This window comes from Rhodococcus tukisamuensis NBRC 100609 (assembly GCF_001894985.1).
GTDB classification, from domain to species: Bacteria; Actinomycetota; Actinomycetes; order Mycobacteriales; family Mycobacteriaceae; genus Rhodococcus_G; species Rhodococcus_G tukisamuensis.
Map to the genome: position 1 here is coordinate 16,335 of NZ_BCXG01000036.1, position 22,890 is coordinate 39,224.

Genomic DNA, 22,890 nt, shown 5'->3' on the forward strand with positions numbered 1-22,890 from the left:
TTGTTCACGCCATGACACCCAATCGACACATTCGCTGGCAGTTCGCGAAAGCCGTTCTCCGGCAACCTCGGACCGTCGGTGCGATCGCACCGAGCTCGCCGGCGGTGGCCGCGGAGCTGTCGATGGTGGTGCCGAGCACGGGGTCGCCCGTTGTTGTCGAGTTGGGTCCGGGGACCGGTTCGGTCACCGATGCCATCGCGGCGCGCCTGCCCGCCGGCGGTCGACACCTGGCCGTGGAGGTGGACATCGACTTGGTGACGCACCTGCGTCGAACCCGGCCTCGGGTCGAGACGCTCTACGGTGACGCCTCGAATCTGGTAGTCCTGTTGGACTCCGTTGGGGTGGACCGCGTCGACGCCGTCGTGTGTGCCCTGCCGTGGTCGCTGATCGGCGCCACCAAGCAGCGCGAGATTCTCGACCAGATTGCGGGGGTGATCGTGCCCGGCGGTGCTGTCAGCGCCCTGGCCTACCCGCACGCACAATGGTTGCCGGGGGCACGGGGTTTCCGCGGCGCGCTTGGTGGGATGTTCGATGAGGTGGTGCGCGGTCCGGTGGTGTGGCGCAATGCGCCGCCCGCCGTGGTGTACACATGCAGGCGGTCGGCTTCTCGTGCCCTCTCGCGCTGAAATCCTGACCAACCTGCCCGCAGCCTGGGTGCTGGGCGTCGCGGGCGCCCTGATCGTGGCAGAGGTTGGCACCCTCGTGGGCGTTCGTGCTCCCAGGCGTTACTGCGGTTCTCGCCCTCGGCTATCTGGGTCGGTCGGAACCGACCCCACCAACCGCGGCATCACGGTGCGCACGCCGCCGATCCACTGGCACACGCGAGCCCGGCGGACACGGTCAGCCAGTCGCGGCCGTCGCGCTCGGTCGGTGGGCCCAGAGACGGCAGAGACGGATGGAGAAAAGATGGATGGATGGATGGATGAAAAGAGTGGATGGAAGGGTGTTCACCAATGACGGAGCGTGGTGGGCTGTATGCGGATTGGATAGGCCTACCGGTCGGTAGTCACCTATGAGGAGGGCTCCAGATCACACCTGGATGAGCTCTGGATTGTCGACTGCCGAGGCTCGGTCGAGGTGTCGGTTTGAGCGATCGTGCCGTGTCAACCAGACCGGGGACAGTCCCGCCCGGCAATCCCAATGACTAAACGGGGCCCGAAGGGTGCGCGGTCGTCTCTCGACGGCGGCCGCGTGAACATGGAAGGCCAGTCCGCCAGTGGTTCCTGCTGAGAAGGACACAGGCTGGAGATGGGAGCTGGCCCGCCAACCGGCTGCGATTCGTGGGAGTTCAGCAGGTCGTGGAACGGACGATTGGCTGTCTTGGCCGGGGCTCGGCATTCGGTCCATTCACTGGCTGTGGGATGACCGCGCCGACCATGCAGGCTCGGTCGCGGCCATCCCGGCGGTGACAAGCCGCGGAGACGAACGGATCAGGATGATCCGCCGTTGAGCGAGCTGACGGTCTCAACTCGCGTGTGCCCCGTCAGCTGCCAGCCGTCTGCCGGCGGAACACCGGTACCGGTGAATTTGGCACCGTGATCGCCGTCGGCGCCGTCTTGCGCGTCACCCGCCGTGTAGAGGAATTCGATCCTGATGTCGTCGACCATCGGCCAACCCTCCGGTGGTGCAGTCAGCGTGACGGCCCCTGTTGCGGGATCCGTCGTCGCAGGCCAGCCCGAGAGCTGTATCTCGAAGCCGAGGCCGTAGATCTCCGTTTTGGAAAACTTGAATCCCTTCGGGGGCTGATGGGTGATGCTCGTGACGAGCGCCTCATCGCCACCGGATTCGCTGTTCCGGGCGATTGTGACGATGTATGCGGCACGACTCTGAGGTGCCACCGACTTTGGGCTTTGGTACCGCATCGTGAAGTCTCCGATTTCGGTCCTCGCGCTCACCCACGGTTCCCAGCACGGGAAGAGTGGAAACATGTAGTCCCTGGTGTCGCACTCCCGGAGCAGTTGTTGCCCGATCTTGTCGGGCAACAGGTCTCCCGACCCGGACCCGGAACTCCCCTCCGCGCCCGCCGCACCCGTACCGATCATCAGCCCGCCGACGCCGATCGTCACGGCGGCAAGGATCGATGCGCAGCGGCGCATCATGTTCTTGGACAAGATGTTTCTCCATTTCGAATTGCCGGGACCCGGAACCGGGACGTCACCGCGATCGGAGGTCCCCCGACGCGCCTGACGATTGCCGGCCGCCAGGACCACCGGTACGACAACTGCACCTGGTCAGTTGGGACCACAGACGATTGCGACGAAGACACACAGCACCGGGAACAAGAGGCCGCCCGCCACGCTGTTGGCGAGGTCGGTGGATCCGGAGTTCTCGCCGGGGGCCGCGCGGAAGAAGTTGCTGCTGCCGGAATCGGCGACATCGGACGGACTTCCGAGATCGACCGGCGCGGCCGATGCCGAAGCCGCGGTGCCGAAGGCGATGGTTGCGCCGGCCAATGCAACGACGAGTGAGCGCTTCAAGTTGATCCCCTGCACAGTGCTGATTCGACGCCGAGTACGTCCCAGTGATCACACCGCATTCCGCTGCGGTTGTCCCCGGTGAGAACTACCGGGATCCGGCGGGTTGGTCCCCGGTGGTCTTTGCTCATTCGTCGCGTCGCGTCGTGTCGGTGCGGGCGCTGGCGGATGTTTCGGCTCAGTAGGGATGCGAATCGCGCCGCGATCAGGTCGAGGCTGCGCAGAATCAGGCTAGCGCGGCTCGACCGAGAGGGAATCGGCCTCCGAGAACGGTGCGCGGTTTCAACAGGTGAACGCAACGGGCGCTGATGGGTGAACACCCTATGATGGATGGTGGAGAGGTGTTCACCAATGGCGATTCGTCTCGGCTGCATGCGGATTGGATAGGTTGACCAGTCGGTAGTCACACCTAACGAGGCCCCAAGATCGCACAAATCTGGATGAGGTCCAGAGTGTGGGCCGCTCGTCTGTCATCGCTAATGCGGCAGTCCCGACGGTACTTCGCGTAGGCGATTCGGCTCGGATCGGATGGCCCAAAACAATGTCGAGTGCGTTGAACCGGTCCTGTCCGAGTATCTCCGTCACCCCCTGCCGCAGGCGGTGGGGTAGGGGCGGCGGTCACCTTCGGGCGGGCACCCGACCGGTCGGGCGATGCTTCGCGCTGCCTGGCCGCATACACGCCACCAATGGAGGCACCCCGCCGCTGAGTCCGGATGTGTGAACACCGGGAGCGGCGAGGTGTCAGAGCATTCTCCTACCAAGAGGCATGCACGCCTATTGTGTCCGAACGGGTAGGGCGAGTGGCGGGCCGCATGGATGGGGGGATCGGTGTTCGCCAACACCATTGTGGTGACTCGGCGCGGAGCCGGGTTGTGTGCGGGCAGGGAGAGAACTCGCGGCATGTCATCGGCTTCACAACCCATCCCGGGATCACAAGTCTTGTGGAATGCAGTCCATTATCGTCTTGCCGCCGAGGACCGAGCACAGGAGTTCAAACGGGGCCCAGGCCACTGTGTTGGCGAGGGCGGTGGATCCGGAGTTTTGTTGGAGCTGGCTGGACCCGGAGTCTTGGCCGTCGTGCGGGTAGAAGAAGTCGCTGCTGCCGGAACTGCTGCCGGCCCAGGGGGTAGGGAGGGCCGGATCCTCGATGTTTACGGGCGCGGCCGATGCCGAAGCTACGGTGCCGAGGGCGATGGTTGCGCCGGCCAGTGCAACGATGATTGAACGCTTCAAGATGATCCTCTGCGCTAGTGCTGTTTCGACGCCGAGCGACGTCCCAGTGATCACATCGCACCCCGCTGCGGTTGTCCCCGGTGAGAGTTACCGGGATCTGGCGGGTTGGTTCCCGGTGGTCTTTGCGCGTCGCGTCGCGGCGGTGCGGGCGCTGGCGGATGTTTCGGCTCAGTCGGGATGCGAATCGCGGCGCAATCAGATCGACGATGCGCAGAATCCGGCTAGCGCGGCTCGACCGAGAGGGAATCGGCCTCCGAGAACCGTGTGCGGTTTCAACAGGTGAACGCAACAGGCGCTGATGGGTGAACACCCTGTGGTGGATGTAGGGGTGTTCACCAATGACGGAGCGTGTTGGGCTGCATGCGGATTGGATAGCCCTACCGTTCGGTAGTCACACTTAAGGGATGGCTCCAGATCACACAAATCTGGAAGAGTTCCGAGTCTTGTCAGTCCGAGTGCGCTCGAGTCCGGCATAGGCCAGCTCTCCCGGATTGAGATGCAGGACGGGTTTCCGGGACGCCTGCGGCGGCCTCTGGTCGAGGTTGGATTGCTACCGGAAGTCGAGATGGCCGTCCGCCTTGGGTTCGTCTTACAGGACACCCTGAAGCCGCACGTTCCAGCTCTGGTTCCGCGAGAACCTTCCCGCGCACACGGGGGGCCTGGCCATGGTCCGGTTCTCCCACAAACCCTCAAGCGGTGAGTGAGGGTTCCCATTCAAGGTGTGCCGCCGCTTCCCTACTGGCCGTTTTCGGTGGTCGCGGTTTCGCTTGCGCGCCCGAGGTAGTCCGCGGTCTCCGTCACGACGCGCCGCAGCGCCGCAGTGACGGCCGGTGCAGCAAGTTTCAGCGGCACGCGCAATGTAGGACCCGGTTCGATCGCAAACGTCCAGGTCAGTCGCGAACCCGATGCAAGCCGCTCGACGAGCGTGTCCTCGACGAAATGTCGCAGACCGGGGACGGTGAACCTACTGACGTAGAAGGTGTTCCGATACCGGACTCGCGGTGTTTCCTCCCACCGGAAGTACTCCTCTGTGGCCTTCACTGTGGATGGGCGCATCGACAGTTCACGACGCGTGCCCACACCGAACGGGCGTGGTGTGAGGTATCGGGAACCGGTGACGGCTGAGCACCATGCGAGCGCGTTGTCACGGGTCAGTTCGGCCCATGCCGATTCCGCGGAGACCGACAGTGCAACCGAGAAGCGCCGGACGAACGAAGCCGTCTCCAGATGCATCTCGTCGCCTGCAGACAGGTCGAACCACTTCGTCATCGCACAATCCTAGGACTACCGCTCCGATCGGGACGGGCACCACTGCGGGCCGCCCTGGATGAGGTCGAAAACGACCTGCACAACGCACTAGGGAAGATTGCAACCATCCGAAAGTCACTGACCATGCCCCCCTACGACGCGGCCACGCCGCCGGATACGCCGAGGCCGCCGAGCGCGAGCACCTGCACGACGCCGACCGCGCCGACGATCCCACCACTTGGTTCACGGGTCCGGGACTGGCAGGCCCCCCTCGGGCACGCCAAGGAACCACGCGAGAACACCGCCATCTATCGCCGCGAGTCACACTGTTGGGCTACGCCCGAGTCTCGACCGCCGACCAGAACCCCGATCTCCAGAGCGACGCACTGAGTGCCGCGGGCTGCTTCAAGGTGTGGACCGACATCGCGTCCGGCGCCAAGACCGATCGGCCGGAACTCGCCGCCCTCATGGATGTACTGCGGTCCGGCGACACCCTCGTCGTGTGGCGGCTCGATCGCCTAGGCCGTTCCCTGCCGCACCTCATCGAGACCATCGCCGAGCTCGAGCAGCGCGGCGTCGCCTTCCGATCCCTGACCGAATCCATCGACACCTCGACCGCCGGCGGGCGGCTCATCTTCCACGTCTTCGGTGCACTCGCAGACTTCGAGCGCAGCCTCATCAGGGAAAGGACAGTCGCCGGCCTCGCGGCGGCCCGCGAGCGGGGCCGTGTCGGGGGCCGCCCGGCCGCTCTCACCCCGGCGAAGAAGCGCCAGGCGAACAAGGTGCGCGCAGAGGGCGTACCTATGTCGGAGATCGCCGAGGTGCTCAAGGTCGCGCGGAGCACGCTGTACCGACATCTCGGCTACACATGGATGGAAATGGATGGTGGTGGAGTGGGGTGGTGGAGTAGATGGATGGTGGGTGGAGAGGTGTTCACCCATGGCGGTTCATCGTGGGCTGCAGGCGGATTGGATAGATTGACCGATCGGCTATCACACTTAACGAGGGCCCCAGATCACACAAATCTGGATGAGTTCCAGAGTGCTGGCCGCTCGTCTGGCACCGCTCATGCGGTAGTCCCGACGGTACTTCGCGCAGGCGACTCGGTTCGGATCGGATGGCCCAAAACAATGTCGAGGGCGCCCGACCGGTCCGGGGAGCATCTCCGTCACGTCCCTGCCCCCAGGGCGGTGGGGCAGGGGCGGAGGCCACCTCGGACGGGCATCCGACTGGTCGGGCGCCGCTCTGCGCCGCCTTACCGCGTGCACGCCACCAATGAAGGCACCCCGCCGCTGAGTCCGGATGTGTGAACACCTGGAGCGACGGGGTGCCGGAGCATTTCCCTACCAAAAGGCATGCACGCCTACTGTGTCCGAACGGGGGAGGGCGAGTGACGGGCTGCATGGACGGGGATGTTCACCAACGCCATTGTGGTGGCTCACCGCGGAGTCAGGTTTTATGCGGGCAGGGCTTGCGGAACGCAGTCCATTATCGTCTTGCCGCCGAGGAGCACGCACAGCACCTCGAACGGGGCCCAGGCCACATCGCTGGCGAGGTCGTTGGATCCGGAGTCTTGTGCGAAGTCGACGGAGCCGGGGTTTTGGCCGTCGTGCGGATATAGGAAGTCGATGCTGCCGGAGCTGCTGCCGGCCCAGGGGGCAGGGAGGAACGGGTTTTCGGGGTCGACGGGCGCGGCCGATGCCGAAGCCACGGTGCCGAGGGCGATGGTTGCGCCGGCCAATGCAACGATGATTGAACGCTTCAAGATGATCCTCTGCGCTGGTGCTGTTTCGACGCCGAGCGACGCCCCTGTGATCACACCGCATCCCGCTGTGGTTGTCCCCGGTGAGAGTTACCGGGATTCGGTGGGTGGGTACCGGTGGCCTTCACTGATTCGTCGCGTTGGTGCGGGTCGGCGGATACCTCGGCTCAGTCTGGATGCGGATCGCGCCGCAGTCAGGTCGAAGATGCGCCGAATCCGGCCAGCGCGGCACAGCAGAGAGGGAATCGGCTTCCGAAAGCCGTCTGCGGTTCCAATAGGTGAACGCAACGGGCGCTGATGGGTGAACACCCTGTGGATGGAGGGGTGTTCACCAATGTCGGAGCGCGCTGGGCTGCATGCGGACTGGATAGGTTGACCAATCGGTAATCACACTTAAGGACTGCTTCAGATCACACAAATCTGGATCAGTTCCAGATGGTGACGAAGGCATTCGGTACGACCCGCAGAATGTCGTCGGTACGTCACAGCTCCGGCTAGTCGTGTGCGAGCACCCCAGGGGCCGATCCAGGTCCCGACGCGTAGGCGTCGGGACCCGCATCGTCCTCTCGCTACGACGGATCGACGGAACTGGCCGCGCCGGACTCTTCCCGAAGGATGGGGAGTCCAACGTTGAATGCGTGGATCCCCACTGTGGTAGCAATTTTCAGCACCTCGAGGATTTCCTGAGTCGTGACGCCAATGTCGAGGGCTGTGCGAATGTGCCGGCGAACGCCTGGTTCGTACAGGTGGGTGCAGGCCGCGTCGATGGCGATGCACAACATCTGGACCACTTGCGGCGAGAGGACCCCGCTTTCGTAGGGCTGCATGGTTGCAGTCATGTATTGCTCCGCCCACTCCGGATCGAGTTCCTCGAGCCCGTTCCACAATGGGTTCCACGTCCCGGCTTCCTTCATCCGCGCAACGATCCCCGGAGAGCTGTCGCGTTGCCCCGGATTCACTGGCCCAGCCCGGAGCCAACCGCTGTAGCGGAAGCGGAGGAGAGTTCGCGCTTGAGGAGCTTGCCGGTGGCGGTCATCGGCAGTGCGGTGGCGAACTCGACAGAGCGGGGATACTTGTAGCTGGCCATCCGCTCCTTGCACCAGCCGATCAGTTCCGGCTCGGTGATCTGCGCACCGGGTTCGGGGATGACGTACGCCTTGATCTCCTCGCCGTACCTCTCGTCGGAAACGCCGATGACGGCGGCGAGCGACACCGAGGGGTGAGTGATCAGCACTTCTTCGATCTCGCGGGGGTAGACGTTGAATCCGCCGCGGACGATCATGTCCTTGGCGCGGTCGACGATGTAATAGAAGCCGTCGGCATCGCGGCGGGCGAGATCGCCCGTGCGGAACCATCCGCTCTGGATCGACTCGGCGGTTGCGTCGGGGCGACCGTAGTAGCCCTTCATGATGTTGTGGCCGCGGATCGCAATCTCACCGACCGTGTCCACGCCCTCGATGGTGTTCCAATCGGGGTCGACCAACTTCACCTCTACGCCCCAGATCGGGATGCCGATCGAGCCGGGCCGTGGGTCACGTTCGGGGTCGCTGAAAAGGGCGATAGGCGAGGTCTCCGACAGCCCGTAGGCTTCGAGAATCTGGACACCGAATCGGTCCGCGAAACGGTCGAGGATCTCCACCGGCAGTGCGGCGCCACCGGAGATGGCGCGGCGGAGGTTGTCGGCGATTCGCGTGACGTTGACCGAATCATCAACTGCCCCAAGCAGGCCCCAGTACATCGTCGGAACACCTGCGAACATCGTGATCGACTCACGCTCCATGATCGTCAGCGCTGCGCCAGCATCGAAACGTGGCAACATGACCAACGTGGAGCCCACCGCGAACCCGGCGTTCATGTTGACCGTCTGCCCGAACGAATGGAACAGGGGGAGGGTTACCAGATGGGTATCCGGCCGGCCCGGAGTGCTGTCGAACAGTCGATTGGAAGCAATGGCGTTCATCGCCATATTTGCATGGGTCAGCTCGGCGCCCTTCGGCCGGCCGGTCGTTCCGCTCGTGTAGAGGATAACGGCGGTGTCAGTGGCCTCACGCACCGCCGACTCGAACTCTGTGGGCTGGCTGGGAAGCACTGCCGACAGGGCAGCGATCCGCTCGTCACCGGCGGTGTCGTCCGCGCCTATCACGAACATCGTTCGGCACCCGGGCACTTCGTGGAAGGCCGCCCGCCCATACTTTCCGATCGGCAGGTCCGGACCGCCCTCGAAGCAGAAGTAGGCAGTGGCTCCAGCATCCGTCAGGTGGTAGGCAATCTCGCTGCCCTTCAACAGGATGTTGAGTGGAACGACCACTGCGCCCGCCTTGAGGATCCCGTAGTAGACGATCGGGAACCAGGGCAGGTTGGGGCAGGAGATCGCGATCCGGTCACCGGGCTCGATCCCGGATTCGACGAGGAGGTTCGCGATCTGGTTCGACAGGGCGTCGGTCTCGGCGTAGGTGAGCCGTTCTTCTCCCAGCACCAGCGCGTCACGGCTGGGGTACTTACGGGCCGAGTCTTCCAGAAACATGGATAGATTGAGCATCGGGTTCTCTCAGTACTGTTGAGGTGCAGATGGATTCGGGCTGATCAGGATTTCGTCGAGGCATTGGCCTGGCGTTGTTCTGCGAGGCGTTCGAAGAACCCGAGCAGTGACGGGTCGTCGATTCCGTCGAGGTTGACGACGTCTTCGACCCGGCCGCCCTGGAGTACCCGTTTGAGTGGGACCTCGATCTTCTTCCCGGTCCGGGTGTGTGGAATCCCGACGACTTCGAGGACGTCGTCGGGCACGTGGCGGGGGGACACCTGGTCGCGGATGGCCGAGCTGATCTTGCTGGTCAGGCCGGCGTCGAGGACGTGGTTGTCGTGGAGCACGACGAAGAGGGGCATCCAGTACGAGCCATCGGCTTGTTCGATACCGAGGACCAGGGCCTCGGCAATCTCTGGGAGAGCTTCGACAGCAGAGTAGATATCGGAGCTACCCATCCGGACACCGTTGCGGTTGAGGGTTGAATCTGACCGCCCGTGTACTGCGACGGTTCCGTCGTCGTAGATGGTGGCCCAGTCGCCTTGTCGCCAGACGCCGGGATAGGTGTCGAAGTATGCGTCGTGGTACTTCGTTCCGTCGGGATCGTTCCACAGTGCGATGGGCATGTTCGGAAGCGGCCTGGTGACAACGAGATCGCCCACGGCCCCTCGAACAGGGTTGCCGTTCATGTCCCATGTCTCGAGAGCGACGCCGAGGCAGCGTCCGGAGATCCGTCCGATGCGGACCGGGCGAGTCGGAACGGCGCCGGCGAGGGCCCCGGCGACGTCGGTGCCGCCGCTCATCGACCACAACGGGACGTCACCGACTGCGTCGTACGCCCACCGGTACAGGTGCTCACTCAATGGAGCGCCGGTGCTGCCGACCGCGCGCAGCTTCGACAGCGGGTGGTCGACTTTCGGATGTGCGCCGGCATCGGCACATGCTTGGAGATAACCGGGGCTGGTGCCGACAAAGGTGGCGCCGGTGTCCGCGGCGAGCTTCCACAGTGAGTCTGTGTGTGGGTAGGTTGGGGAGCCGTCGTAGCACACGATCGACGCTCCCGAGAGCAGGACAGTGACCTGCATGTTCCACATCATCCAGCTCGGCGAGGTGTACCAGAGCACCCGGTCGCCGGATCCGATGTCCCAGTGCAGACCCATCTGTTTGACGGTTTCGACCAGGATGCCCCCGTGACCGTGCACGAGGCCCTTCGGTCGACCTGTCGTTCCGGAGGAGAACAGTACCCACAGCGGGTGGTCGAAATCGACTTCCGTGAAACTGGAGCGGGCTACTCGCCCGGAGATCGCGGCAGCCCAGTCGTGCCATGCCGGCGACGAGCCGTCGGATCGGGTGCCGGCGAGCGTGTTGTCCGGAGATATATGTTGCACCACAACGACATCGGTCAAGGACTGCAGCCCCGCCGCGATCTGCGTGACTGCCTCGATGCGCGAATGCTGTCTGCCGGCGTAGGTGTATCCGTCGGCAGCGATGAGGACCTTCGGTGCGAGTTGCGAGAATCGGTCGATGACGGCATCCGGTGCGTAGTCTTGTCCGACCGATGCCCAGGTGGCGCCGAGTGTTGCCGTTGCAAGGAAGGCGATCACGGTTTCGGCGATGTTGGGCAGGTACCCCACGACCACGTCGTTGCGTCCGACCGCGCGTGCCTCGAGCTCGGCCGCCAGTACGAGCACCTGCTCACGCAGTTCCGACCGGGTCAGTGTTCGTACGACGCCCGACTCGTCCGCTGCCACGACTGCAGCGGAATCCGGGTCTCCTCTGTCGAGCAGGGCTCGCGCAAAGTTGATCCTTGCGCCCGGGAACCAGCGTGCGCCGGGCATCTGGTCGTCGAGGAGTACTGCGTCGTAACTGCTTTCGCTGTCGAGGCCGAAGAAGTCCCACACCGAGGACCAGAACGACTCGAGGTCGGTGACGGACCATTGCCAGAGGTCTTCGTAGTCGTCGACCTCGATGCCCCGAACGTCGTTGACGTATTCGGCGAACCGCGTCAGTGTGGTGTCGGCGCGCTCAGTTGAGTCGGGGCTCCACAGAATTCCACCTGGTGAATCAGTGGACTGCATGGGTGTCCTTTCCGGATGAGGTCGTTCATCGTTGTGCCAGTGGGTGCTACGGGCCGACGGGCGCCGCAGCAGATATCAGTTCGTTGATCAGTTCGACGGCAGCGGGCCATTCGCCGTATCCCGACGCGGGGTTGAGGTGTCCGACCTCGCCGAGGTTCACCAGCCGACTACCCCACGAGTCCGCGAGGCGGGTGACATCTGCGTAGTCCGCGAGCGGGTCGTCAAGGCTGCCGGCGACGATGCTCGGGAAGGGGAGTGGCCCACGAGGCGTCGGGGTCCAGCCCAACTCTGCGAGAGTGTCCGGGGACGGGTAGCCGGCCGGAAGTGGAGTGTCGAAGTTCGGAGGCGTGGCGAGCAGTGCTCCCGCAATACGTTCGGTGTTCGGGTGACCTTGCGCCCAGTGGACCGAGGTGAGGACACCTGCACTGTGCGCGACGAGGATTGCGCGGCCGGGGACGGTGGCCAGGGTCTCGTCGAGCGCTGCCAGCCGCTCGTCCAAGCGGAGACTGCCGTCGTTGCTCGGCGCGACAGTTCGCGTTCCGGGAATGCCGGCGGCAAGGATCGTCTGCCAGTGGTCTTCGACGTGTCCGCGAAGCCCAGGGACGATCACGATGGTGAATTCGCCCGAATGTGTCATCGTGTACTCACTTTCTGATCGTCGATCGAGTTCTGGGTGAGAGCACTGAGTCTCTTCAACCCCGCTGCGTAGTAGCGCTTTCCGATGATCAGCGCGATGGCGGCGAAAACGGATGCAACGGGAACGATCTGCAGCGCTCCGTTGAGCCCGACACGGTCGGCGAGGGCGCCGGCGACAACTGGGCCCGGCGCCAGCCCGATCAGGCTGTTGGCCAGAGTCACGGTTCCGAATGCGGAGGCCCTGACCGATGCATGGGTGAGGTTGGCGACCATCGCGCCGGCGGGCCCGGCGATCCCCGCGGCGAAGAACGCTCCGCAGCCCAGGAGAATCATCTGCAGTGCACCGGGTTCGAGACTGAATGCAGCGAAGAGGAGGACCGCGGAGGCCAGGCAGAAGACGATCGACGCCGTCCACCTCTTGCTGTGGTCGACGCGGCTCACCCTGTCGGAGATCATCCCGCAGCCGATCATTCCGATGCCGATTATCAGGACGAAGGCCGAGGCCATCAGGGCTGCCTTGTCCGGAGCAAGCGCGTAGTACCGGTTGACGTAGCTCGGCAACCAGGTCATCAACGCTCCGCCGACGAACATTTGCAGGCCGCTACCGACGTACGCGCTGATGACCGATGTGCCCTTGAACAGACTCGACAGGGGAACCCGGACATCACCCGCATCACTTGGTGTCTGAAGCCCGTCGTCCGGATGCTGATGCAGGGCGAGGCGTCGCTCGTTGACACAGGACCGGAAGGCGACGACGAGGACGAGTCCGATGATTGCCATTGCGCCGAAGGCCCAACGCCAGCCGAAGTTGACCGCGATGACGCCGCCGAGTGCCACGCCCGCGACAGATCCGAACATTCCACCGGACATGAACGCACCGGTCAGGGAAGCACGCAGGCGGGGGGCGAACAGTCCCACGACGACAGCCGCACCGATGCTGCCGTAGGCGGCCTCACCGACACCGACGAAGAAGCGTCCGACGAGCAGTTGGCCGTAGCTGTCTGCGAAAGCGCAGAACAACGTGGCCACGCTCCACAGTGAGGCGGATGCGACCAGCATTCGCACACGACCCCATCGGTCGGCCGCAACCGACAGGGGAAAGGTCAGCATGCCGACCATCAACGCTACGACGCCGGTCAGAGATCCGAGATGTGCATCGGACAGATCCCACTCCGACTTGAGGATCGGGAACACGGCGCTGACAACCTGCCGCGACATGTAGTCGGACAGCATCAAGGAGAAGGTGAGTACGAACACGACCCACGGATAGATGCCTGACAATCTGGTCGGCGGAGCCAACTCCTCTGCCTTGTCGTGATCGGCGACTGCAAGGCCCATGCTGGGTTCTCCTCGATGTTTGGGCCGTCTGGATGTCGGCACTCATTCGGGTATCGGTACGGCGGTTCGGTGCGCTCGTCTGGTGGCAGCACGATGGGCCCGCGAGATTCGGTCCCGGGCGTGGGTGGATCCTGGGCGGCGCGAGTTTGCGTGCTCGCGCCGCCCAGGAGTGCCAGTGGTGATCGTCAGGCGTGGTGGGTGAATCCGACCTGGCCGGGCTTGCGGTTCGGTGCGTAGCCGAGCTTGGCCAGGGTCTCGTCGGCGTCGGCGTAGCTCTCGCCGATCCGGAAGATGTCCCGGGCCTCCTTGCCGGTGGCGACCTCACGGCCGAGTTCGTTCGCGATCCGCACGAGCTGCTTGACCTGCTCGACCGAGGTCATCTTCTCGCCCTTGCGGCCCCACAGGGTGTCCTCGTTGCCGCAGCGGGTGTGCAGTCCCATCGCGATCCCCATCGCGTTGACCGGGAGCACGCTGCGCATGAGGGTCTCGAGGGTCAGGCAGGCGCCGTCCGGCACCCGCTGGACGAAGTTCATGATGTTGTACGGGTTCGGCCCCTCCTGTCCGCCGCCGATGGCCACCCAGGTCAGGTTCAGCGGGCCGGTGTAGACGCCGCGGCGGATCAGCCGCTCCACCGTCTCCAGCTGAGCGAGCGAACCGAGCTGGAACTGTGGCTGAATCCCTGCGGCCTGCAGCCGGCGAAGGTGCTCCTCGACCCATTCCGGGCCGGCGGGCACGGTCATCTCGCGGTATGCCGCAGCGAGCTCGGGACGCTCCATGGACGTGCCGGCGAGGTCGTCCGCGGTCATCAGTTCCATGAGATTCATCTGGCTGGTGTTGATCGCGATCGTCACCTGGTCCGGCTTCGGGTCGAGTTCGGCCAGCATGTGCCGGGTGTCGTCCGACAGCCACTTCGCGTCGGAGCTGTCGCCCTCCGGGGAGAACGAGATCGAGCCGCCGACCTGCAGGATCATGTCCGGCACCGCCTCGCGGAGGCGGCTGAGCAGCTCGTTGAACTTGGAGAGTCGCTTGCTGCCCTTGCCGTCGAGCTCACGCACGTGGATGTGCAGCACCGTGGCACCGGCCTCGTAGCAGTCGACGGCGGCCTGGACGTGCTCATCCATCGTCAGCGGCAGGTCCTCGCGGAAGTCGTCCGGCTCCCACTCGGGGCCGTAGGGGGCCACCGTGATGACCAGTTTCTCCTGGGTCTCCGGGAACAGTGAATCGTCGTGGAAATGCATTGCGTAACTCCGTTTCTGGTTGTGGGACGTGATGTGATCGGTAGTGGGCTCAGAAGGGTCGGTCGCCCGTGATCCCGGCGCGCTCCATCTTTCGGACTGCCGGCCAGTAGTCCTGGACGGCGTAGTGCTGGGTAGACCGGTTGTCCCAGATGGCGACGCTGTTGGGCGTCCATCGCCAGCGCACCTGGTACTCCGGGATCGAGGCCTGACTGACGAGGTAGCGCAGCAGGTCGCCGGCGCCGGGGGCGTAGTCGATTCCGCAGCGCACGTTCTCGGGGGTGTGGAAGTTGGTGAGGTGGGTGGTGAAGACGTTGACGAACAGGACCTTCTCGCCTGTCTCCGGGTGAGTGCGAACCACCGGGTGCTCGGCGTCAGGGAACCGTTCCTTGAGTTCGAGCCGCTTCTCGATCGGCATACCGGCACCGAAGGTTGCCTCGATGCTGTGGCGTGCCCGCAGGTCCGCGATCTGCTCCTTGACGCGGTCAGGGAGCCGCTCATAAGCCAGTGCCATGTTCACCCAGATGGTGTCGCCGCCGACCGCAGGGCCCTCGACGCAGCGGAGCACGGATCCCATCGGCGGGTTCTCGCGCCAGGTGGCGTCGCAGTGGAAGGCGTTCTCGTAGTGCTCGGGCGGGCTGTCGAGGTCCTTGTAGATCCGGACCAGGCCTGGGTGCTCGGGATCGCTGCCGACCACGGGATGGTCTTCGAGCGGGCCGAACCGCTCGGCCAGGGCGACGTGTTCGGCGCGGCTCATGTCCTGGTCGCGGAAGAAGAGCACCTTGTGCTCGAGGAGCAGCGACTTCAGTTCGGCGAACAGGGCGGCGTCGCGGGACACCTCGGAGAGGTCCACTCCGTGGAGTTCGGCGCCGATGCTGCAGGTCAACGGCCGTGCATCCATCGGTGTCACGGCCGCTGGCCGGCTGGGTGCGAATTCAACGGTGGTCATGACGCTCTCCTGTGCAAGCTGGAAGTAGTGGGTCGAGGGGGAAGCAATGGATGGCAGCACCGTCGCCGCGTTCGAGATGCGCGCCGACTACGTTGAGATACAGGGTGTTCGGGATCAGAAGGAGAACACCGACGAGCCGATGGTCTTGCCCGATTCGAGGTCGCGGTGCGCCTGCGCTGCTTCTTCGAGCGCATAGTGCTGGTTGATCTCGATCTTGATCCGCCCCGCCGCGACGTGCCCGAACAGCTCCCCGGCAAGATCCGCCCGCTCGGCCGGCTCGGCGATGTAGTCCGCGAGCGCGGGACGCGTGAAGAAGAGCGATCCCTTCAGCGCCAACTTCATCGGCTCGATGGGCGGAAGCGGGCCGGATGCCGTCCCGAATGCCACCAGGAGCCCACGGCGCGCAAGTGAATCCAGCGAGGTCTCGAACGTCGACGCCCCGATGCTGTCGAAGACCACAGGAACCCCAGCTCCGTCGGTCAGATCGCGGACCCGCTCCGCCACATTCTCACGGGTGTAGATGATCACGTGGTCGCATCCGTGAGCACGGGCCACCTCCGCCTTCTGATCGTTGGATACCGTGCCGATGACGTTGAGGCCCAACAGCTTCGCCCACTGGGAGAAGATGAGGCCGACACCGCCTGCGGCGGCGTGCAGCAGGACCGTGTCCCCTGAGCGCAACGGGTAGATCCGACGTAGCAGGTAGGACGTGGTCAGTCCACGCATCGTCATCGCGGCGGCGGTCTCGAACTCGATGCCGTCCGGCAGGGAAATGAGATGCTCAGCGGGCATGACCCGTTCGGTGCTGTAGGCGCCGAGCGGGCTGCCGGTGTAGGTGACGCGGTCTCCTTCCCGGAATCGAGTGACCCCGGTGCCGACCGCTTCGATGACACCCGCCGCCTCGACACCCATGCCAGCAGGCAGGGGCGCGGGGTACAAACCGGTACGGAAGTAGGTGTCCGCGAAGTTCAACCCGACCGCCTCGTGACGGATTCGCACCTCTCCGGGGCCCGGTTCGCCGACCTCCACGGACTCCCACTTCAAGACCTCAGGTCCACCGGTCTCGTAGAAGCGAATCGCTTTCGCCATTGTCGTGACTCCTCACTCATCGGACGCGCCGCGTACGAACGCGCCTCTACCTGCAGGTCCGCGCAACTTCGTCGAGAAACAATCTGGTGACGTGCTCCCGGCTGTGATGCGGACTACAGAGAAGTTATCGGTAAGATCGGGGACACACTTACCTTGATGTGGCATCTGACTTACCATTTGGAGGCACCCTTGAGCGTCCGTCCACTCGCGCGTTACGCGGCGCTGCACGGGTACATCGAACTCGCGGAGCCGTTGGGGATCGACCCGATCAAGGTCCTGCGCGCGGCAGGCCTGGACCCAGCGGGGATGGATGTCCAGGACCGGTGGGTGCCGGCCGCGGCCATCTCTCGCGTGTTGGAGACGTCAGCGGTCGCTGCGCGGCGGGAGGACTTCGCGCTTCTGCTTGCCCAGCACCGCCGGTTCTCCAATCTCGGCCCCCTGAGCGTCAGCATCAGAGAGGCGCCGGACGCGCGCAGTGCCCTCGAAACGCTGATTCGGTACCAGCACATGTACAACGAGGCGCTGCATCTTCACCTGTCGGAACGACGAGACCTGACCACCCTCATCGTGAACTACGACACGAAGGCGGACGTGGGAACCCGGCAGGCCCTTGAGCTGGCGACGACGGTGGGCTACCAACTGCTGCGAACCATCCTCGGAGACGCGTGGCGCCCCGTCGCGGTGTGCTTTCAGCATGGACCGCCCAGCGATACCGGCACTCACCGAAAGGTTTTCGACTCAGACGTCCGATTCGACCAACATTTCACTGGAATCATCTCCACCACAGCCGATCTCAGGAAGCCAAACCGTATGTCGGATCCCATGCTGAGGTCGTATACGCGCACCCTGCTCGAATCCGTCGAGACCGCCAACCCGCCAACTGTCTTGACACGAGTCCGTGAACTGATCGAACTCTTGTTGCCCACGGGGAGATGCTCGCTCGATCAAGTTTCGCGCAGCCTCGGCGTTCACAGAAAGACCGTGCACCGCCATCTCGCGCAATCGGGCGAGACATTCACGTCCGTGCTCGATTCGATCAGAGTTGAACTCGCCGAACGCCTTGTGGCAGACAACCGCTACTCGCTGACCGAGATCTCTGAGATGCTCGCCTTCTCGACCCCCAACAGCTTCTCCCGCTGGTTCCGTGGGCACTTCGGGGTCAGTGCGCGGGTCTGGCGGGCATCGGCGCAGGTGGGTGAGGATTTCGCATCGTCGTAGTCGAGGTGCCGGCGGAGTACGGGAGTCGCCAGTGTGAGGGGAACGCTGTAACGAGGTTGGGCGTCAGGTGGCAGTCGAACCGGGCGCCGCCGCGCCGACCGTTTCCACGACCACGAACGCACCATGGTGCTCAACTACTTCGGTCCGCTACGGCTGACGCTGGCGCTGCTGCCGTCGATGCTCGAGAGGAGGAGCGGGCACGTGATGAACGTTGCGACGTGGGGCGTCCTCAGGCGGATTCAACCAGTCGTCAAGAGACAGAACATCGCAACACGCGAGTTCTGTGGCGCAAAGACTCCTGCCGGATTTCTCCATCCGCGGACTGTGTGGTGCCGGATCTTGAGGACATCGGACACCGCCCGGAGGGCACGCAATCGAACCGAGACAGTTCGGGCGTTTCGGGAAGGGCTGATGCATAAGGGCATTGATGTCTTCGTTGGTGCCGCGCCCCACGGGCTTATCGAGTCGGCGAAGTAGATCGTGACCCCCGCGTCGGCGGTGAACGGGCGTGCTCGGAGACCTCCTTGCCGCGATCCCAGGTGACGGAGCGACGCAGTTGGTCAGGAAATGCCGTGATCGCCTCCGGGACGGAGCAAACCCGATGATCAGATCTCTCTACGTGAGGGCCCGGTTCGTGCGAACCGGGCCCTCAAGTGGTGTCAGCGGCCCCGGGTTCTCACTCGCCGGAGCCGCCGGCTACTGAAAGACTGTCTCTTTCGATGCCCCAGAATCAGCGCAACTCTCGTTTGAGAATCTTCCCTGTCGCAGTCATCGGCAGGGAGTCGACAAACTCGATCTTGCGAGGGTACTTGTACGCTGCCATCTGATCTTTCGCCCAGGCGACGAGTTGTTCCTCGGTGACGTTGACACCCGGCTCGGGGATGACGAATGCCTTGATTTCCTCGCCGTGACTGGCATGAGGCACTCCCACCACAGTTGCGAGCGAGACGGCGTGATGCGTCATGAGTGCTTCCTCTACCTCGCGGGGGTAGACGTTGAAGCCACCGCGAATGATCAAGTCCTTTGCGCGATCGACGATGTAGTAGAAGCCGTCATCGTCTCGCCTCGCAAGATCGCCGGTGCGGAACCAGCCGTCCTGCAGCACCTCTGCGGTGGCCTCGCGCCGGTTGCGGTAACCCTTCATGATGTTGTGGCCACGAATTGCGATCTCGGCCACCACATTCGCAGCGTCTACAGTGTTCCACTGCTCGTCGACCAGGCGCACCTGCACGCCCCACATCGGCTTTCCGATCGAACCGGGGCGGCTGCCGTCGGGCTCGAGGCTGTTGCACAGTGCAAGCGGAGAGGTCTCCGACAGCCCGTAGGCTTCGAGGATCTTGACGCCGAACCGCTTCCGGAACTGAGTGAGTATCTCAACCGGTAGCGCGGCACCGCCGGAAATCGCGACGCGGAGGTTATCCTCGAGGCGTTTGACGTCCACGTTCTCGTCCAGAGCCGAGAGCAGGCTCCAGTACATGGTGGGCACCCCGGCAAAGACGGTGACCCGCTCCCTCGCCATCAAGGCCAGCGCTGCGGGGGCATCGAACCGTGGCTGCAAGACGATCGTCGCGCCGGTGGACAGGCCGCCGTTCATGTTCGCCGTTTGGCCGAAGGAGTGGAAAAGCGGCAGCACTGACAGATGGGTATCACCCCGATCCGGGCGGAAGTCGAACTGGCGACTGGCCGCCACAGCGTTCATCACCATGTTCGAGTGGGTCAGCTCGGCGCCCTTGGACTTGCCTGTGGTCCCGCTCGTGTAGAGGATGACTGCGGCGTCGTCGGTCTCACGAGCCACGGCCTCGAACTCCGGGGACTTGGATGCGAGCAAGGCCGCGAACACGCTGCTGTCGTCGGTCAACACGGGGGCGTCCTGGTCCATGACAAACAGGTGCGAGCAGCCGGGCGTCCGTTCGAACCCCTCCCGTGCGTACTCCCCGATCGGTAGATCATCCGACCCCTGGAAGCAGAAGTACGCCTTGGCATCTGAATCGCGGAGGTGATACTCGACCTCCTGGCCCTTGAGGAGGATGTTCATCGGAACGACGACGGCTCCGGCCTTGAGGATGCCGTAGTAGACGATCGGGAACCACGGCAGGTTTGGGCACGAAAGGGCAACCCTGTCTCCAGGCTCGACGCCGCGGTCCACTAGAAGGTTCGCCACGCGATTTGCCAACGCGTTGGTCTCCGCGTAGCTGTAGCGATGTGGATCGAGCACCAGCGCATCACGGTCCGGGTACTGCCAGGCGGAATCTTCCAGGATCATGGACAAATTGAGCATCGGACTTCTTTCGAGAGCGTTTGCGTGATGGGCGGGGATCAGGAGATGGCTGATACGGCGCGCCGGCTGGCGGCGAGCCCGTGGAAAAAGTCCAGCAACGACGCGTCGTCGACGGCGTCACTGCTGATCACTTCGTCAACCTCGGCGCCCTGCAGGATCCGCTTGATGGGCACCTCGATCTTCTTCCCCGTCCGAGTGTGCGGCAGGGCGGGGACAGCGAAGATCTCGTCGGGGACGTGCCGGGGTGAGAGCTTCTCGCGAATCTCTGACTTGATGTGGTTGCGCACCGAGGCATCGAGGTGCCAGTCGGGCTCGAGGACGACGAACAGCGGCATCCAGTAGGTGCCATCGGACTGCTCGGCGCCAATCACGAGCGCCTCGACGACCTCCGGCATGGACTCGACGACGGCGTAGATGTCGGAGCTGCCCATCCGGATTCCGTTGCGGTTCAGCGTGGAATCGGATCGTCCATGGATGACGACCGCGCCGTTGTCGTCGATGGTGACCCAGTCACCTTGCCGCCACACTCCCGGATAGCCATCGAAATACGCGTCTCGGTATTTCGCCCCCTCGTGGTCATTCCACAGCTTGATCGGCATGCTGGGCAGGGGCCTGCGGATGACAAGCTCGCCGACTCCGCCTTCGACCGCGTTGCCCTGCTCATCCCACGCATCGACGGCCGCACCCAGGCAGCGGGCGGAGATCTTGCCGGCCCACACCGGAAGCGTCGGTACTCCGCCGACCAACGCACTGGCCAAATCTGTGCCGCCGCTCATCGACCACAGAGGCAGATCGCCGACGTGATCCCGGGCCCATACCTGAAGGTGGGCCGCCAGCGGTGAGCCGGTGCTGCCCATCGCACGCAGCCGGTGGAGATCGAACTGTTCCGCAGGGCGGACGCCGTCGTTGGCGCAGGATTGCAGATAGCCCGGGCTGACGCCGAGGAAGGTGACGTCGAGATCAGCTGCGATCTGCCACAGGCAGCTGCTGCCGAGGTAGGTCGGCGAGCCGTCGTAGCAGACGATGCTGCCGCCGCAGAGCAGCGAGGACACTTGGGTGTTCCACATCATCCAGCTCGGAGAGGTGTACCAGAAGAGACGGTCATCGGCACGCAGATCCCAGTGCAGCCCAGTCTGTTTCACCTTCTCAATGAGAACTCCGCCGTGCCCGTGCACCAATCCCTTGGGGCGCCCGGTCGTGCCGGAGGAGAACAACACCCACAGCGGATGGTCGAACGGGACGCTGACGAAGAACCCGAGGCCCTCCGCCGCCATCGCCTCATTCCAGCGGCGCCATTTCACGGAAGGCCGACTGTCCCGGACCTCCGCCACATTGCCCTGGTCCCCCACATTGTCGATGACGATCACTTCGGTGACGGACGGCAACTGAGCCACAATCTCATCCACGGCGGCGACACGAGAATGGAGCTGGCCATTGAACCGATAGCCGTCCGCAGCGATGAGAACCCTCGGCTCGAGCTGGCCAAACCGGTCGACCACCGCCTGCGCGGCGTAATCCTGTCCCACCGACGACCAGACCGCCCCGATCGCCACGGTCCCGAGGAACGCCACGACCGCCTCGGCGATGTTCGGCAGATACCCGGCCACGACATCGCCAACGCCAACCCCCGCGGCGCCGAGCTCGGCCGCAAGCGCAAGTACCTGCTCCCGCAGCTCAGCCCAGGTTACCTCGGTCCGGTCGCCGCTTTCGGCGATGTAGATGATCGCCGTCGCGTCAGGATCTCCACGCCCCAACAAAAACCGGGCAAAGTTCAGCTCGGCGCCGGGGAACCATCGAGCACCCGGCATCGCATCATCGGCGAGGACCTGGTCGTAACCTGATTCCTCATCCAATCCGAAAAAATCCCACACGGAGGACCAGAATCCTTCGAGATCCGTTACGGACCAGTTCCACAAGTCCTCGTAGTCCGCAAACTCCAGGCCCTGTGTGGCTCGCACACGTTCCTGGAAACGAGTGAGCGTCGCATCGGCGATCTGCTCATGGCTCGGAGTCCACACAGGGTGGCTGGGTAATGCTGGCGATGACATGGAACCCCTTTCTCGGGATGAAGGTGATGCGGTGCCGGTGTCGACGACTGGCTACTTGAGAAGCTCGTCGAGGAGTTGGTGGCCTTGTTCCCAGTGGCCGTAGCCAGAGGCGGGATTGAGGTGACCGACCTTGCCGGCGTTTACCAAGCGGGCCCCCCAGGACTCGGAGAGCTCAGTGGCGCGATCAAGGGTCGCCAGTGGATCATTCTCGCTCCCCACCACGACGCAGGGGAACGGCAAGCGCTCACGCGGGATGGGGAACCAGCCGGCATCTTCGAGCTCCTGGATATTCGAATGACCCTCCGGCATAGGGCTTTCGAAATCTGGTGGCGTGACCAGAAGTGCGCCCACCACCTGCCGGATGTGCTGCTTGGCCCAGTGCACCGTGATCATGACGCCGGCACTGTGCGCGACGAGTATCACCGGACCCTCAACCTCAGAGAGGACTTCATCCAAAGCGGCGACGCGAGAATCCAGGTTGCGGGTGCCATGGGTGAGGGGAGGCACGGTGCGGGTGTTAGTCAAGGTATCGGCGAGCAGACTCTGCCAATGGTCGGGGTTGTGGTCCCGTAGGCCGGGGACGAAGACCACGGTCGGCGTATCGGTAATGTTCATCTCGACGGATCCTCTGCGGTGCAGTCGGTGTGGTTGGGGGGGTGCAGCACGGGGCGGGGCGTGGTGTCTGGTGTGTACACTCCGCCCCGCCGTTTTCGTTGTGTGGTAGTGGGATTGGGTCAGGCGCGCTGGGGGAATCCGAACTCGCCAGGGCGGCGGTTCGGGGAG

General features: G+C 64.2%; 18 protein-coding genes and 2 pseudogenes. 4 read left to right on the forward strand and 16 right to left on the reverse strand.

What is annotated here, in order from left to right:
* The first annotated feature begins 11 nt into the window (after positions 1-11).
* The gene (locus RT2_RS23380; RefSeq protein WP_072847203.1) at positions 12-626 is read left to right on the forward strand and encodes a class I SAM-dependent methyltransferase; all 615 of its coding nucleotides are present in this window, start codon (positions 12-14) and stop codon (positions 624-626) included.
* 804 nt (positions 627-1,430) lie between these two features.
* Here RT2_RS23380 and RT2_RS23385 read toward each other — a convergent pair.
* The 4 genes from RT2_RS23385 to RT2_RS23400 form a co-directional block, all read right to left on the reverse strand.
* Positions 1,431-2,111, reverse strand: a complete 681-nt coding sequence (locus RT2_RS23385; protein ID WP_139191162.1) for a hypothetical protein — start codon at positions 2,109-2,111, stop codon at positions 1,431-1,433.
* A gap of 120 nt (positions 2,112-2,231) precedes the next feature.
* Positions 2,232-2,492, reverse strand: coding sequence for a hypothetical protein (locus RT2_RS23390; RefSeq protein ID WP_072847205.1), 261 nt, complete (start codon positions 2,490-2,492; stop codon positions 2,232-2,234).
* Between the two features lie 912 nt (positions 2,493-3,404).
* A complete protein-coding gene (locus RT2_RS23395) occupies positions 3,405-3,707 on the reverse strand; it encodes a hypothetical protein (RefSeq protein WP_139191163.1) in 303 nt (100 codons plus the stop codon).
* Positions 3,708-4,442: 735 nt separating this feature from the next.
* A complete protein-coding gene (locus RT2_RS23400; protein ID WP_072847207.1) occupies positions 4,443-4,976 on the reverse strand; it encodes an SRPBCC family protein in 534 nt (177 codons plus the stop codon).
* Between the two features lie 305 nt (positions 4,977-5,281).
* Between RT2_RS23400 and RT2_RS26665 the strand changes: the two are divergent.
* A pseudogene (locus RT2_RS26665) lies at positions 5,282-5,815 on the forward strand (recombinase family protein); the annotation flags it as partial.
* A 596-nt stretch (positions 5,816-6,411) separates the two neighbouring features.
* Here RT2_RS26665 and RT2_RS23410 read toward each other — a convergent pair.
* The 9 genes from RT2_RS23410 to RT2_RS23450 all read right to left on the reverse strand — a co-directional run bounded on the left by RT2_RS23410 (position 6,412) and on the right by RT2_RS23450 (position 16,563).
* Positions 6,412-6,720 carry a hypothetical protein gene (locus tag RT2_RS23410; RefSeq protein WP_139280385.1) on the reverse strand — a complete coding sequence of 103 codons (309 nt, stop codon included), beginning with the start codon at positions 6,718-6,720 and terminating at the stop codon, positions 6,412-6,414.
* Between the two features lie 566 nt (positions 6,721-7,286).
* On the reverse strand, positions 7,287-7,631 hold the full coding sequence (locus RT2_RS23415; protein ID WP_072847209.1) for a carboxymuconolactone decarboxylase family protein: 345 nt from the start codon (positions 7,629-7,631) through the stop codon (positions 7,287-7,289).
* Between the two features lie 41 nt (positions 7,632-7,672).
* Positions 7,673-9,256, reverse strand: coding sequence for a long-chain-fatty-acid--CoA ligase (locus RT2_RS23420; RefSeq protein ID WP_072847210.1), 1,584 nt, complete (start codon positions 9,254-9,256; stop codon positions 7,673-7,675).
* Positions 9,257-9,300: 44 nt separating this feature from the next.
* Complete coding sequence (locus RT2_RS23425; RefSeq protein WP_072847211.1) at positions 9,301-11,316, reverse strand: acetoacetate--CoA ligase; 2,016 nt, start codon at positions 11,314-11,316, stop codon at positions 9,301-9,303.
* A 46-nt stretch (positions 11,317-11,362) separates the two neighbouring features.
* Positions 11,363-11,953 (reverse strand): RBBP9/YdeN family alpha/beta hydrolase, encoded by a 591-nt coding sequence (locus RT2_RS23430; protein ID WP_072847212.1) that lies wholly within the window; start codon positions 11,951-11,953, stop codon positions 11,363-11,365.
* On the reverse strand, positions 11,950-13,290 hold the full coding sequence (locus tag RT2_RS23435) for an MFS transporter (RefSeq protein ID WP_072847213.1): 1,341 nt from the start codon (positions 13,288-13,290) through the stop codon (positions 11,950-11,952). Before RT2_RS23435 ends, RT2_RS23430 begins: the two co-directional genes overlap by 4 nt.
* Positions 13,291-13,475: 185 nt before the next feature.
* Positions 13,476-14,528 (reverse strand): beta-keto acid cleavage family enzyme, encoded by a 1,053-nt coding sequence (locus tag RT2_RS23440; protein WP_072847214.1) that lies wholly within the window; start codon positions 14,526-14,528, stop codon positions 13,476-13,478.
* A gap of 49 nt (positions 14,529-14,577) precedes the next feature.
* Positions 14,578-15,474, reverse strand: a complete 897-nt coding sequence (locus RT2_RS23445) for a TauD/TfdA dioxygenase family protein (RefSeq protein ID WP_072847215.1) — start codon at positions 15,472-15,474, stop codon at positions 14,578-14,580.
* Positions 15,475-15,588: 114 nt separating this feature from the next.
* The gene (locus RT2_RS23450; RefSeq protein WP_072847216.1) at positions 15,589-16,563 is read right to left on the reverse strand and encodes a quinone oxidoreductase family protein; all 975 of its coding nucleotides are present in this window, start codon (positions 16,561-16,563) and stop codon (positions 15,589-15,591) included.
* Between the two features lie 156 nt (positions 16,564-16,719).
* On the opposite strand from RT2_RS23450, the gene RT2_RS23455 reads away from it, so the two are divergent.
* Both RT2_RS23455 and RT2_RS25685 read left to right on the forward strand, forming a co-directional pair.
* Positions 16,720-17,781 (forward strand): AraC family transcriptional regulator, encoded by a 1,062-nt coding sequence (locus RT2_RS23455; RefSeq protein ID WP_072847217.1) that lies wholly within the window; start codon positions 16,720-16,722, stop codon positions 17,779-17,781.
* Between the two features lie 96 nt (positions 17,782-17,877).
* A pseudogene (locus RT2_RS25685) lies at positions 17,878-18,027 on the forward strand (short-chain dehydrogenase); the annotation flags it as partial.
* 484 nt (positions 18,028-18,511) lie between these two features.
* On the opposite strand, the gene RT2_RS23465 reads toward RT2_RS25685, so the two are convergent.
* The 3 genes from RT2_RS23465 to RT2_RS23475 are packed head-to-tail and all read right to left on the reverse strand — an operon-like array spanning position 18,512 to position 22,722.
* Positions 18,512-20,059, reverse strand: coding sequence for a long-chain-fatty-acid--CoA ligase (locus tag RT2_RS23465; protein ID WP_072847219.1), 1,548 nt, complete (start codon positions 20,057-20,059; stop codon positions 18,512-18,514).
* A 38-nt stretch (positions 20,060-20,097) separates the two neighbouring features.
* Positions 20,098-22,107: an acetoacetate--CoA ligase gene (locus RT2_RS23470; protein ID WP_072847220.1), complete on the reverse strand. Its 2,010-nt coding sequence runs from the start codon at positions 22,105-22,107 to the stop codon at positions 20,098-20,100.
* Positions 22,108-22,158: 51 nt separating this feature from the next.
* Positions 22,159-22,722, reverse strand: a complete 564-nt coding sequence (locus RT2_RS23475; RefSeq protein WP_072847221.1) for an RBBP9/YdeN family alpha/beta hydrolase — start codon at positions 22,720-22,722, stop codon at positions 22,159-22,161.
* Positions 22,723-22,890 lie beyond the last annotated feature (168 nt).

Excerpts from the sequence above, each read along its gene's own strand:
- RT2_RS23455 (WP_072847217.1), top strand. The coding sequence starts at position 16,720 with ATGTGGCATCTGACTTACCATTTGGAGGCACCCTTGAGCGTCCGTCCA.
- RT2_RS23425 (WP_072847211.1), bottom strand. The coding sequence starts at position 11,316 with ATGCAGTCCACTGATTCACCAGGTGGAATTCTGTGGAGCCCCGACTCA.
- RT2_RS23445 (WP_072847215.1), bottom strand. The coding sequence starts at position 15,474 with ATGACCACCGTTGAATTCGCACCCAGCCGGCCAGCGGCCGTGACACCG.
- RT2_RS23420 (WP_072847210.1), bottom strand. The coding sequence starts at position 9,256 with ATGCTCAATCTATCCATGTTTCTGGAAGACTCGGCCCGTAAGTACCCC.
- RT2_RS23400 (WP_072847207.1), bottom strand. The coding sequence starts at position 4,976 with ATGACGAAGTGGTTCGACCTGTCTGCAGGCGACGAGATGCATCTGGAG.
- RT2_RS23465 (WP_072847219.1), bottom strand. The coding sequence starts at position 20,059 with ATGCTCAATTTGTCCATGATCCTGGAAGATTCCGCCTGGCAGTACCCG.
- RT2_RS23435 (WP_072847213.1), bottom strand. The coding sequence starts at position 13,290 with ATGGGCCTTGCAGTCGCCGATCACGACAAGGCAGAGGAGTTGGCTCCG.
- RT2_RS23430 (WP_072847212.1), bottom strand. The coding sequence starts at position 11,953 with ATGACACATTCGGGCGAATTCACCATCGTGATCGTCCCTGGGCTTCGC.
- RT2_RS23450 (WP_072847216.1), bottom strand. The coding sequence starts at position 16,563 with ATGGCGAAAGCGATTCGCTTCTACGAGACCGGTGGACCTGAGGTCTTG.
- RT2_RS23440 (WP_072847214.1), bottom strand. The coding sequence starts at position 14,528 with ATGCATTTCCACGACGATTCACTGTTCCCGGAGACCCAGGAGAAACTG.
- RT2_RS23475 (WP_072847221.1), bottom strand. The coding sequence starts at position 22,722 with ATGAACATTACCGATACGCCGACCGTGGTCTTCGTCCCCGGCCTACGG.
- RT2_RS23415 (WP_072847209.1), bottom strand. The coding sequence starts at position 7,631 with ATGAAGGAAGCCGGGACGTGGAACCCATTGTGGAACGGGCTCGAGGAA.
- RT2_RS23380 (WP_072847203.1), top strand. The coding sequence starts at position 12 with ATGACACCCAATCGACACATTCGCTGGCAGTTCGCGAAAGCCGTTCTC.
- RT2_RS23470 (WP_072847220.1), bottom strand. The coding sequence starts at position 22,107 with ATGTCATCGCCAGCATTACCCAGCCACCCTGTGTGGACTCCGAGCCAT.